The sequence below is a fragment of the Solwaraspora sp. WMMA2080 genome (assembly GCF_027497395.1).
GTDB lineage: Bacteria > Actinomycetota > Actinomycetes > Mycobacteriales > Micromonosporaceae > Micromonospora_E.
The window spans coordinates 4,436,985-4,448,714 of record NZ_CP114910.1; the positions used below are offsets into that span (position 1 = coordinate 4,436,985).

An 11,730-nucleotide genomic window follows, 5' to 3' on the forward strand; every position below is an offset into this window, starting at 1 on the left:
ACCGCGGGCCGCGACTCAGTCGAACAGCCGGGAGACAGGCGCGGTGGGCAGCAGGCCGCTCACTCCGCTGCCTGGGGTGCTGGAGCCACCACCACCGCCCTCGCCGTCACCGTCGCCCGGTGGCGGGCTGGTCGTCGGGGGTGAGCCGGTCGGCGACGGGCTGCCGGTCGGGTCCGGCGACGGCTCCACCTCCTGCCGGGGCTGGGAGACGACGATCTCCACCCGGGAGTTGACCCGGTGCTCGCCGTTGTTCGGACTCTGGCTGGTGACGATGCCGGCATCGGCCGGGTCGACTTCCTCCCCGTCGATCACCCGCGGGTCGAAGCCGCGGTTTTCAAGCGTCGCGACGGCCTGGGCTTCGGTGTAGCCGACGACGTTCGGCATGTCCCGCAGATTGTTGAGCGAGACGTGCACCTCGACCTCGCTGCCCACCTCCACCATCTCGCCGGCGCTGGGCACCTCGATCACCTGGTCCTTCGGTGCCGAGCTGTCCACCTCCTCGAAGACGGCGATCAGCTTTCGGTCGGTGAGCTGCTGCTCGGCGGCGCTGCGGGTGAAGCCTTTCATGTCGGGCACCTGGACCTTGCCCGGGCCGGAGCAGACGACGAGGGCCACCTCGGTGCCCGGTTCGACGGCGCCCGGCTCCGGTGACTGCTCGATGACGGTGTTGACCGTACAGTTCGCGTCGTCGCGAGGGGTGACGTCCGCTGTCAGCTGCAGGTCGGTGAGGGTCAGCTGGGCCTGTTCGATCTGCGCGCCGACGAGGTTGGGCAGATCGACGGTGACCGGCTCGTCGGGGGCGGAGTTCATCCAGATCAGCCCGGTGGCCAGGGCGATCACCGCGAAGACGCCCAGCGCGCTGAGCCCGGCGATGACCGCCGGCGAGGTCCGCCTCGGCGGCGGGCCGCCGACGCCGCCGGGGATCCGCTGGGTCGAGCCGGTACGCCCGGTGGCGCCCATCGCCGCGGTTTCGTCGTCGCGCAGCACCGGGGTGGCCAGCACCGGCCGGCCGGAGGCGGCGCGCAGCAGGTCGGCCCGCATCTCGCCGGCGCTCTGGTAGCGGTTGACCGGGTTCTTGGCCAGCGCCTTCAACACGATCGCGTCGATCGCCGGGGTGACGTCCCGGTTGATCTCGCTCGGCGCCCGAGGGTCCTCCCGGACGTGCTGGTAGGCGACGCTGACCGGGCTGTCGCCGACGAACGGCGGATGGCCGCAGAGCAGCTCGAACAGCACGCAGCCGGCCGCGTAGACGTCGGACCGGGCGTCCACCGACTCGCCCCGGGCCTGCTCCGGGGAAAGGTACTGCGCGGTGCCGATCACCGCCGAGGTCTGGGTCATCGTGGTCGCGCCGCTGGCCAGTGCGCGGGCGATGCCGAAGTCCATCACCTTGACCTGGTCGGTCTGGGTGAGCATGACGTTGCCGGGCTTGATGTCCCGGTGGATGATGCCGTGCCGGTGGCTGAACTCCAGTGCGGCGCAGACGTCGGCGCAGTATTCCAGGGCCCGACGCGGGTGCAGCCGGCCCTCGGCGGCGAGCACCTCCTTGAGGGTGCGGCCGTTGACGAACTCCATCACGATGAACGGCAGCGTCTCGCCGGTGGCGGCGTACTCCTCGCCGGTGTCGTAGACCGCGACGATCGCCGGGTGGTTGAGCGACGCGGAGTTCTGCGCCTCCCGCCGGAACCGTTCCTGGAAAGTCCGGTCCCGGGCCAGGTCGGTGCGCAGCATCTTGATCGCGACGTCACGGCCGAGCCGCAGGTCACGGCCGCGGTGAACCTCGGCCATACCGCCATAGCCGAGCAACTCGCCGACCTGGTACCTGCCACCTAGCAGGCGGGCCTGCGCGGTCATCGTCCTTGTCGTCCTTCGCTCGTCTGGTCGTCATCGGATCGGACCAAGTCGGGTGCTTCCATCGACGGTACGGGTCCCACGCTGGTTTCGACGTGTCCGGCTGCCATCTGGTTCTCAGCCGTAACCAATCGCACCACGGGTTGCCCCAGAGCGGCCGAATTGCTGGCGCTGTCGATGATCCGGTAAGCGACCAGCCCGGTGCAGAGCAACACGATCAACGCTCCGAGGATGATCGCCAGGACGGTGAACACTTGCCGGTGCAGGCCACCGGACCGCTGGGGCGGGGCTGGTGGCCGGTTGTAGCCGTACGGGTTGGGTGGACGACCCGAAGCGGGCAGGGGCTGCCGCGCCGGGGTGGCAGGGTGATGGTAGCCGGCCGGATACCCGCCCGGCATCATCGGCGCGGTGGCGGGCCGGTAGCCGGGTGGTCCGGGCATCGGCTGCCCCGGCGGCGGCCGCTGACCGGGCGGCACCGGATTGGGCGGCACCGAGCCGGGGTGCATCGGCCCTGGCGACATCGGGCCCGGAGACATCGGCCCGGGAGACATGGGTGCGGGGCCGGACGCCATCGGCGAAACCGGCGCTGCCGAGGTGGGCCGGGGCGCGGCCGGGTGCTGGCCGGGATGCTGCTGGCCCGGGTGCTGCTGGGCGTGTGGTGGCCGGGGCGGGCCGGCCGGTGGCCGGGGCTGGCCGGCGAGTGTGGTGGCGGCCTGCCGGGAGACGGCGGCCATCGTGGCGGCGCTCTGCCAGCGCGCCGCAGGATCCTTGGCGAGCGCGCGCTCGACGAAGCTGCGGACCACGGGTGGGATGTCCGACGGCAGCGCGCGCGGCACCTCCCGCACGTGCTTCATGGCGATTTCCAGCGGATTGTCGCCCTCAAACGGCCGCCGACCGGACAGACACTGGTAGGCGACCACGCCGAGCGCGTACACGTCGGAAGCCGGCGTCGCGACCGCGCCGGACGCCTGCTCGGGGGAGATGTACGAGGCGGTGCCGAGCACCGAGCCGGCGGCGGTCAACTGGCCGACGATCTCTGAGCGGGCGATGCCGAAGTCGGTCAGCACCAGCGTGCCGTTGGGTCGTACCAGCAGGTTGCCCGGCTTGACGTCGCGGTGCACGATGCCCTTTTCGTGGGCCGCGTGCAGCGCGTCGGCGGCCTGGGCGATCAGCGCCATGGTGCGGGCCGGGGTGAGCCGCCCGACCCGGGACAGGGTGCGCGACAGCGCGTCGCCCTCGACGTACTCCATCACCAGGAAGGCGATGTGCTTGTCGCTGCCGTAGTCGTAGACGTCGACCACGCCGGGATGGTTGATGGTGGCCATGGTGCGGGCCTCGCCGCGGAACCGCTCAGCGAAGCCGGGCTCCTCGAGCAGCGCGGGAAGCAGGCTCTTGACCGCGACGGTACGGCCGAGCACCTCGTCGGTGCCGCGCCACACGTCGCCCATCCCGCCGCTGGCGATGCGCTCGTCGAGCCGGTAGCGGCCGCCGAGCAGGACTCCGGAGCTCAGCATCTCATCGCCCCTCACGTTCGGCGACGAGGGCCCGCATAATCTGGCCGGAAATCCGGGCCGCTTCCGCGCTGCCGCCGCTGCCGGCACCTTCCAGCAGTACGCAGACCGCCGAAATCGGTTCACCGTCCTCGGACGTGACGAAGCCGATGAACCATCCGTGGTCGTCGTCGCCCTCGCCGGCCTGCGCGGTGCCGGTCTTGCCGCCGACGGTGTACCCGTCGATCCGGGCGTTGCGGCCGGTGCCGTTGCGCACGACGCTGACCATCATCTCCTGCAGGTCGGCGGCGACCGACCCGCTCACCGACTGGCGCAGCTCCCGCGGGTCCGCGGTGTAGTAGCTGCTGGTCCGGTCGGCATGCAGCAGCTGCTGGATCACGTACGGACGCATCTGGCTGCCGCCGTTGGCCACCGCCCCCGCGATCATCGCGCCTTCCAGCGGGGTCATCCGGACGTTGTTCTGGCCGATCGACGACTGGGCCAGCGCCGCGCCGTCCTCGCTGCCGTCCGGGTTGGCGATGTCGCCGGTCCGGCTGGCCGCGACCGGCAGGCCGTCGTCACCGCTGCTCCGGCCGACGACCAGCTCCTCGTCCTCGAAGCCGAAGTCGCGTGCCTTTGCCTTGACCGTCTCGGCGCCGAGCTCCACGCCCAGCTTGGCAAAGCCGGTGTTGCACGAGTCGGTCAGGGCGGTGATCAGGGTGACCTCGTCCTGTGGGCAGATGGAGTCGACGGCGTTGCGGATGTCGGTGCCGGAGTCAGGGTGCCGGTAGACCGGGCCGGCGGAGATCGGCGTCTCGACGGTGGTGCCGTTCTCCAGGGCCGCCGCCGCGACGACGACCTTGAAGGTGGAACCGGGCGGCAGCACCTCGCCGAGGGCCCGGTTGTTCAGCGGACGGTTCGGGTCACTGTCCAGCTCGTTGAAGGCCTCCTGAGCCGCCCCGGTGTCGTGGCTGGCCAGCGGGTTCGGATCGAAGCTGGGCAGCGACACCAGGGCCTGCACCGCGCCGGTACGCGGATTGAGCGCCACCGCCGCGCCCACGTCGACGCCCACCCGGTTGTCCAGCAGCTGCCGGTACGCGGTCTCCTGCGCCCGCCGGTTGATGGTGAGCAGCACGTTCCCGCCGCCGGTCTCCTCGCCGGTGAACAGGTCCCGGACCCGGTCGGCGAAGAGTTGGTCGCTGGTGCCGGCGAGGAACTCGTTCTCGGCCTTCTCCACGCCGGTGGCGGCCAGGTTGACCGGCTTGTAGCCGATCACGTGCGCGTAGAGCTCGTTGTCCGGGTAGGTCCGCAGGTACTGCAGCTCGCCATCGGTCGGCGTGCTGGTGGCCAGGGCACGGGCGCCGGCTTCGATGTTGCCGCGTTGCCGGTCGTACTCGGCGACCTGCACCCGGCCGTTGTAGTCGCTGGTGCGGTACTCCTCGGCCTTGTAGCCCTGGACCCAGTTGAGGTTGACGAAGAGCAGGCCGAACAGAACCATGATGACCACGCCGACTCGGCGCAGTGGGGCGTTCATCGGCGGATCACCTCCGTCGGCGCGCCGTGCAGCTGGGCGGGTGGTCCGGCCGGGGTACCGGGCGGCCGGGGCTCGGCCCCCACCACCGGCCGGCGGCCGGCGTCGGAAATCCGCAGCAGCATCGCCACCAGCAGCCAGTTCGCCATCAGCGACGAGCCGCCGGCGGACAGGAACGGGGTGGTCTGACCGGTCAGCGGGATCAACCCGCTGATCCCGCCGACGATCACGAAGACCTGCAGGGAGAGGGTGAACGCCAGGCCGCCGGCGAGCAGCTTGCCGAACGAGTCGCGTACCGCCAGACCGGCCCGCAGCCCGCGCTCGGCGACCAGCAGGTAGACGACCAGTAGTGCGGAGAGCCCGAACAGGCCGATCTCCTCGCCGAGGCCGGCGAAGATGAAGTCGTTGTGCACCTCCGGCACCTTCAGCGGCTGGCCGCCGCCGGGTCCGGCGCCGAACAGCCCGCCGGTGCCGAGCCCGAGCAGCCCCTGGACCAGTTGGTAGCCGTCGGCGTACGGGTCGGAGAACGGGTCGAGCCAGATGTTGGCCCGCTGGTAGAAGTTGGCGAACGGACCGCCGACGATGTTGCCCAGGTGGTACGCCAGGAACGCTCCGCCGAAGAACAGCAGCAGACCGATGATCAGCCAGCTGACCCGTTCGGTGGCGACGTACAGCGTCACCACGAACATGCCGAAGTAGAGCAGCGACGTCCCGAGGTCCTTCTGGAAGACCAGGACCAGGACGCTGAGCAGCCAGACCACCAGCACCGGGCCGAGGTCGCGCCCCCGGGGGAAGTCGATCCCGAGCACCCGCCGGCTGGCCAGCGACAGCACCTCACGCTTGCGGACAAGGTAGTACGCGAAGAAGGACAGCAGGGCCAGCTTGGCGAACTCGCCGGGCTGGATGGAGAAGCCGCCGATCAGGATCCACAGCTTGGCGCCGTTGACCTCGGAGTACCGCGCCGGCAGCACCGCCGGGATCATCACCAGCACGATCCCGGCCAGCCCGAGGGTGTACGCGTACCGGGCGACGACCTGGTGGTCGCGGACCAGGACGAGCAGCCCGGCGGCGAGCACCACGGCGGCCAGGGTCCAGGCCAGCTGCCGCCCGCCGGTGCCGGCGAAGATCGGGTAGTCGATCCGCTCCGCGGCGGCTACCTGGGCCAGGTCGTAGCGGCGCAGGAATCCGACGCCGATGCCGTTGAGCAGGGCCACCGCCGGCAGCAGGGCCGGGTCGGCGTGCGGGGCGAAGAACCGGATGACCAGGTGCAGGCCGACGAAGACCGCGCCGACCACGGCGGTCGGCACCCAGAAGCCGGGCCGGATGGTGCCGAGCACGGCCGCTTCGGCTGCGGCCGAGTAGAGCGCGACCACGGCGAGCGCGAGGGCCAGCAGGCCGAGTTCGGCGTTCCGCCGCGTCCTGATGGGGCGGATCCGCGGCATCTCACCGGTGATGGCCGGCGGGGCGGGTCCGACTGAAGCGGTCACTGGGTTTCCTTCACCTCGCTCGCCGGCCTCAGCCGACCGTCCGGCAACCGGCCGGGTTGGTCACCGGCGGGACCGGCTCGACCGGTGGGGCGTCCGGGGAGCTCTCCGGGGCACCGGACGGGCTCGGCGTGCCGCCCGGTGACGGGCTGTTCGCCGGTCCGGTCGGTGACCCGGAGACGAGGCCCTCGGGTGTCGCACCGGGCGATCCGGTCACGTCGGCTTCCGGTGACGGCGTGGGCGACGGCGGCGGGGTCGGGGAGGGCGACGGCGGGCAGATCGGCTTCAGGTTGGGGTTGCCCGGGTCGTCCCGGGTGAGTTCCAGCAGGTGCCGCTGCGCCTCGGCTTCGCTGCCGGCGTGGATGCCGCGCTTGACCCGGTCCTGGGCGACGGAGGTCAGGTCGTCCAGGGCGAGGTCGCTCGTCTGGTGCACGGTGGAGAGGCTGACGCCGGCCACCTCGCCCGGCATGCCCTGGAAGATCGCTAGCTGACCGTCGCCGGTGGCGCCGACGTAGTACTGCCGTTGGGTGTAGGCCCAGCCGGCCCAGACCCCGCCGCCGAGGATGCCGACCAGCACGACCAGCACGATCGCCGCGCGCAGCGGCCGGCGGCGGGGGCGTTGCTGGTCGTCGTCCGGGGCGGCAGCGGCGGCGTCGGCCGGCTCCGGCACGGCGGCCCGTGGCGCGGACAGTGCGGAGGCCCGGGCGGCCGGGGTGGAGTCGTCGGCGGCGGTCGCCATGCCGCGGTCGCGAGCGGCGGCACCGCCGACGATCGGTGCCTGCTCGTGGATGCTCTGGTCGGTGGCGTCGGCCACGACGACGGTGATGTTGTCCGGGCCGCCGCCGCGCAGCGCCAGCTGGACCAGGCGCTCGACGCACTTGCCCGGATCGGTGTACTCGCGCAGCGTTTCGGCGATGGTGTCCGGGCTGACCACGCCGGACAGCCCGTCACTGCAGATCAGGTAGCGGTCGCCCGCGACGACCTGGCGTACCGAGTACTCCGGGTCGATGTCCCGACCGTCCAGCGCCCGGGTCAGCAGTGACCGCTGGGGGTGGCTGCTGGCCTCCTCGGCGCTGATCCGGCCCTCGTCGACCAGCATCTGGACGTAGGTGTCGTCCTTGGTGATCTGCGCGAACTCCCCGTTGCGCAGCAGGTACGCCCGGGAGTCGCCGATGTGCACCATGCCGATCTTGCTGCCGGAGAAGAGCGTCGCGGTCAGCGTGGTGCCCATCCCCTCCAGATGGGGGTTGGCGTCGACGGTGTCCCGCAGGTGCTGGTTGGCCAGGCCGACGGCGCCGCGTAGGGCGTCGACCATGGCGTCGCCGGGAACGTCCTCGTCGAGGGGGGCCAGTGCCCCGATGACGAGGTTGCTGGCGACGTCACCGGCGGCCATCCCGCCCATGCCGTCGGCCACGGCGAGCAGCCGCGGCCCGGCGTAGACGGAGTCCTGGTTTCCGTCACGGATCAGTCCGCGGTCACTGTGGGCGGCATAGCGCAGGGTCAGAGTCATGGCCGTAACTCAAGAGATGTGCGGCCGATTCGGATCGGCACGGCGAGGGGTACGGGGGTAGGTCCGGTGACCTTAGCGCGGTCCAGGTAGGTCCCGTTAGTGGAACCCGCGTCTTCGATGAACCACTGGCCGTCGCGGGGCATCAGCCGGGCGTGTCGCGCCGAGGCGTAGTCATCGGTGATGACCAGGGTGGAGTCCTCTGCCCGACCTATCGTAATCGGAGACTCACCCAAAGTAATTTTGGTCCCGGCCAGTTGGCCAGCGGTCACTACGAGCTGATGAGCGGCCCGCCCCCGTTTGACCTTGGCCGGCCGGGCCGGTGCCGTACTGCTGCTGACCCCGCGCGGAGCCGCGACGAGGCGGCTGGAGCGGGCACCGGCAAACAGATCCCGGCGGATCACCCCCACCACCGTGAACACGAAGATCCACAGCAGGACGATGAAGCCGACCCGAGCGACGGCAACGACGAATTCGGGCAAGGTTAGCCATCCACTCGGAACGTGAGCGTGGTCGTCCCGAGCTGGATCATGTCACCGGGGTTCAGGGCCACTGCGGAGACCCGCTGCCCGTTGACCATGGTCCCGTTGGTCGACCCCAGATCGGTCAGCACCACTTGAGCACCGTCGAAGTCGAGCCGGGCGTGTCGGCGGGAGATCCCCACGTCCGGCAGTCGCAGATTGGCCTGGTCACCCCGGCCGATCACGGTCGAACCCATCTGCAGCGGATAGGTCCGCCCGTCACCCGAGACCAGCCGTACGTTGCGGGCGCCGGCCGGCGAGTGCGGCGGTTGACCGTACCCCCCGCCCTGCTGGTCGTACGGCGGATAGCCGCCCTGACCACCGCCGGGCATGTCGTACCCGGGCTGCTGCACCGGCGCGACGTCGCCGCCGGTGAAGACTTCGGCCGTCACCCGGAACATCCCGGTGTCGAGCCCGTCGCCGCGCTCGATCTCGACGATCACGTCGCCGTAGACCGTCCAGGCCTGCTCGCCGATGAACTCCGCCTGCGACTGGGCGAGCTCCTGGGCCAGGGCAGCGGCGTACGGAGCCAGCCGACTGTGGTCGTACGGCGAGAGATCGATCACGTAGCGGTTGGGCACCAGCGTGCGCCCACCAGCCAGGATCGCCTTGTGGGCCTCAGCCTCCCGCTGCATCGCGTTGAGGATCTCCACCGGGTGCACGACACCCTTGAACACCTTGGCGAAGGCCCCTTCGACTAGGCCTTCCAGACGCTTCTCAAAGCGTTGCAGCACGCTCACCGGCTCCTCCTCGGGTTCCGAGGACATGATGGTATCCGGCCGTCGCCCGTGCCACCCGCACGCCGATCGACCACCGCTCCCGGCCTGTCCCGAACGACCGACCCGCCCCGTGCTACTCTTCGCCAGGCGTCGCGGGCGATATCCAGCTCGGGGCGACCAGGGACAGCGTAGTATGTCCCGGCACCTGCCAGCGGGTGGCCCTGACCGACACCCCCACCGGGATCGGGAAGGACCGGCCGGGTTAGTCTTTCTACCGACTGTCCCGGACAGCATCCGGGGAAGTGGCGGAATGGCAGACGCGCACGGTTCAGGTCCGTGTGCCCGAAAGGGCGTGGGGGTTCAACTCCCCCCTTCCCCACCAGCAGGTCGGGCGGCATCAGCCGCCTGCACCAGCTAGCAACGATTGAGAAGGCTCCGCCCGACGGCGGGGCCTTCTTCACATATCGCCCGGATATCCTGTTGACCGTTTACTCCACCCCCCAGCTCAGGAGTGTCGTGTGAGCGTCGCGTTGGTTACCGGTTCCGGCGGTCTGATCGGATCGGAGGCGGCCCGGCACTTCGCCGGACTCGGCCTGGATGTGGTGGGCATCGACAACGACATGCGCCGCGAGTTCTTCGGCCCCGAGGCGTCCACCGCCTGGAACGTCGAGACGCTGCGGCGTGACCTCGGTGCGGCGTACACCCATGAAGCGGTCGACATCCGCGACCGCGACGCCCTGGCGGGCCTGTTCCGGCGGTACGGCCGGGACATCGCCGTGGTGATCCACACCGCCGCGCAGCCGTCGCACGACTGGGCGGTCCGTGACCCGTTCACCGACTTCGACGTCAACGCCGGCGGCACCCTCAACGTGCTGCAGAACGTCCGGGAACACTGCCCGGAGGCGCCGGTGATCCACTGCTCCACCAACAAGGTGTACGGCGACCGGCCGAACAGCCTGCCGCTGATCGAGCAGGAGACCCGGTGGGAGATCGCCCCGGACCACCCGTACGCCGGTGGGATCACCGAGGACATGTCGATCGACGCCTGCCTGCACTCGGTCTTCGGCGCGTCGAAGGTCGCCGCCGACATCATGGTGCAGGAGTACGGCCGCTACTTCGGCATCCGTACCGCCTGCTTCCGGGGCGGCACGCTGACCGGCCCGGCGCACTCGGCGACCGAGCTGCACGGCTTCCTCGGCTACCTGATGCGCTGCAACATGGAGCGACGCACCTACAGGATCTTCGGGTACGGCGGCAAAATGGTCCGCGACGCGATCCACAGCCACGACGTGGTCTCCGCGTTCGAGGCGTTCTTCCGCGACCCACGCCCGGCGGCGGTCTACAACCTCGGCGGCGGCCGGCACTCCAACTGCTCGCACCTGGAGGCGTTCGCGCTGGCCGAGCAGATCACCGGCGAAAAGATGATCACCGAGTACCAGGAGGCGAACCGGGTCGGCGACCACCAGTGGTGGATCGGCTCGAACGCCGCTTTCCAGCGGGACTACCCTGGCTGGAAGCAGGTCTACGACGTACCGATGATCCTGCAGGAGATCTACCAGGCCAACGTCGACAAGTGGGTGCCCGGGAAATGATCGACCAGGGCAAACGCAACCTGCTCGGGGTGCTGGTCGACGCCGTCGACTACGAGGCCGCCACCGAGCGGGTGATCGACGCCGCCCGGGAGCGCCGGCCGCTGGCGTTGACCGCACTCGCCGTACACGGGGTGATGACCGGGGTCCTGGACCCTGCGCACAACGCCCGGCTCAACTCGTTCGACCTGGTCACCCCGGACGGCCAACCGGTGCGCTGGGGCCTCAACCTGCTGCACGGTGTCGGGCTGAAAGACCGGGTGTACGGGCCGACGCTCACCCTGCGGGTGCTGCAGCGCTGCGCCGACGAAGGGCTGCCGGTCTACCTGTACGGCTCCACCGAGGAGACGCTGGACCGGCTGGTGCCGAAGCTGGAGCAGATGTTCCCGGCGCTGAAGTTCGCCGGGGTCGAGCCGTCGAAGTTCCGGTCCGTCGGCCCTGGTGAGGACGCCGAGATTGCCGACCGGATCCGGGACTCAGGGGCCCGGCTGGTGCTGGTCGGGCTGGGCTGCCCCCGCCAGGAGGTCTTCGCGTACGCCATGCGCCCGCTGCTGGACATGCCGCTGATGGCGGTCGGCGCCGCCTTCGACTACCACGCCGGGCTGCTACGGAAGCCGCCATCCTGGATGCAGCGGTACGGCCTGGAGTGGCTGTGGCGGCTCGGGCTGGAGCCGAAACGGCTGTGGCGCCGGTACGTAATCCTCAACCCGGCGTACCTGAGCCGGCTGGGCGCACAGAAGCTGGGCGTTTGGCAAGCTACCCCGCCAAAGGCCGCCACCGACCGCCCCGCCACCTTCGCCGTCTGACCACCTCACCCGGCTCCGGTAACACGACCGAGACGACCAACTCGGGGAGGATTGGTGGAAATGACGACCTATTCCGCGTCCTGCAGGCGGGGCGGCGACTGGTGGGCCGTTAGCGTTCCCGAACTCAAAGGCCTTCACACCCAGGCTCGCCGTCTTGACCAAGTCGCCGCCATGGCTCGCGAGGCGATCGCCCTACTGCTTGAGGTCGATCCGGCCACAGTAGACATTGAGGTAC

Annotated in this window: 9 protein-coding genes and 1 tRNA gene; 3 read left to right on the forward strand and 7 right to left on the reverse strand. The window is 70.4% G+C overall.

The window, feature by feature from the left end; translation table 11 throughout:
• Positions 1–15 precede the first annotated feature (15 nt).
• From pknB to O7543_RS20115, 7 genes are all read right to left on the reverse strand, one after another.
• Positions 16–1,851, reverse strand: coding sequence for a Stk1 family PASTA domain-containing Ser/Thr kinase (gene pknB / locus O7543_RS20085; RefSeq protein WP_281552422.1), 1,836 nt, complete (start codon positions 1,849–1,851; stop codon positions 16–18).
• Positions 1,848–3,362 (reverse strand): serine/threonine protein kinase, encoded by a 1,515-nt coding sequence (locus O7543_RS20090; protein WP_281552421.1) that lies wholly within the window; start codon positions 3,360–3,362, stop codon positions 1,848–1,850. The genes pknB and O7543_RS20090 overlap by 4 nt, the downstream gene beginning before the upstream one ends.
• Position 3,363: 1 nt before the next feature.
• A complete protein-coding gene (locus O7543_RS20095) occupies positions 3,364–4,872 on the reverse strand; it encodes a penicillin-binding transpeptidase domain-containing protein (protein ID WP_281552420.1) in 1,509 nt (502 codons plus the stop codon).
• A complete protein-coding gene (locus O7543_RS20100; RefSeq protein ID WP_281555775.1) occupies positions 4,869–6,311 on the reverse strand; it encodes an FtsW/RodA/SpoVE family cell cycle protein in 1,443 nt (480 codons plus the stop codon). Before O7543_RS20100 ends, O7543_RS20095 begins: the two co-directional genes overlap by 4 nt.
• Positions 6,312–6,384: 73 nt before the next feature.
• The gene (locus O7543_RS20105) at positions 6,385–7,863 is read right to left on the reverse strand and encodes a PP2C family serine/threonine-protein phosphatase (protein ID WP_281552419.1); all 1,479 of its coding nucleotides are present in this window, start codon (positions 7,861–7,863) and stop codon (positions 6,385–6,387) included.
• A complete protein-coding gene (locus O7543_RS20110; RefSeq protein WP_281552418.1) occupies positions 7,860–8,342 on the reverse strand; it encodes an FHA domain-containing protein in 483 nt (160 codons plus the stop codon). The genes O7543_RS20105 and O7543_RS20110 overlap by 4 nt, the downstream gene beginning before the upstream one ends.
• A 2-nt stretch (positions 8,343–8,344) precedes the next feature.
• Positions 8,345–9,148 (reverse strand): DUF3662 and FHA domain-containing protein, encoded by an 804-nt coding sequence (locus tag O7543_RS20115; RefSeq protein ID WP_123606559.1) that lies wholly within the window; start codon positions 9,146–9,148, stop codon positions 8,345–8,347.
• A 248-nt stretch (positions 9,149–9,396) separates the two neighbouring features.
• Here O7543_RS20115 and O7543_RS20120 point away from each other — a divergent pair.
• The 3 genes from O7543_RS20120 to O7543_RS20130 all read left to right on the forward strand — a co-directional run bounded on the left by O7543_RS20120 (position 9,397) and on the right by O7543_RS20130 (position 11,495).
• Positions 9,397–9,482, forward strand: a tRNA-Leu gene (locus O7543_RS20120).
• A gap of 136 nt (positions 9,483–9,618) precedes the next feature.
• Complete coding sequence (locus O7543_RS20125) at positions 9,619–10,692, forward strand: NAD-dependent epimerase/dehydratase family protein (RefSeq protein WP_281552417.1); 1,074 nt, start codon at positions 9,619–9,621, stop codon at positions 10,690–10,692.
• Positions 10,689–11,495 carry a WecB/TagA/CpsF family glycosyltransferase gene (locus tag O7543_RS20130; protein WP_281555774.1) on the forward strand — a complete coding sequence of 269 codons (807 nt, stop codon included), beginning with the start codon at positions 10,689–10,691 and terminating at the stop codon, positions 11,493–11,495. Before O7543_RS20125 ends, O7543_RS20130 begins: the two co-directional genes overlap by 4 nt.
• Positions 11,496–11,730 lie beyond the last annotated feature (235 nt).

Excerpts from the sequence above, each read along its gene's own strand:
- pknB (WP_281552422.1), bottom strand. The coding sequence starts at position 1,851 with ATGACCGCGCAGGCCCGCCTGCTAGGTGGCAGGTACCAGGTCGGCGAG.
- O7543_RS20090 (WP_281552421.1), bottom strand. The coding sequence starts at position 3,362 with ATGCTGAGCTCCGGAGTCCTGCTCGGCGGCCGCTACCGGCTCGACGAG.
- O7543_RS20095 (WP_281552420.1), bottom strand. The coding sequence starts at position 4,872 with ATGAACGCCCCACTGCGCCGAGTCGGCGTGGTCATCATGGTTCTGTTC.
- O7543_RS20100 (WP_281555775.1), bottom strand. The coding sequence starts at position 6,311 with ATGCCGCGGATCCGCCCCATCAGGACGCGGCGGAACGCCGAACTCGGC.
- O7543_RS20105 (WP_281552419.1), bottom strand. The coding sequence starts at position 7,863 with ATGACTCTGACCCTGCGCTATGCCGCCCACAGTGACCGCGGACTGATC.
- O7543_RS20115 (WP_123606559.1), bottom strand. The coding sequence starts at position 9,148 with ATGTCCTCGGAACCCGAGGAGGAGCCGGTGAGCGTGCTGCAACGCTTT.
- O7543_RS20130 (WP_281555774.1), top strand. The coding sequence starts at position 10,689 with ATGATCGACCAGGGCAAACGCAACCTGCTCGGGGTGCTGGTCGACGCC.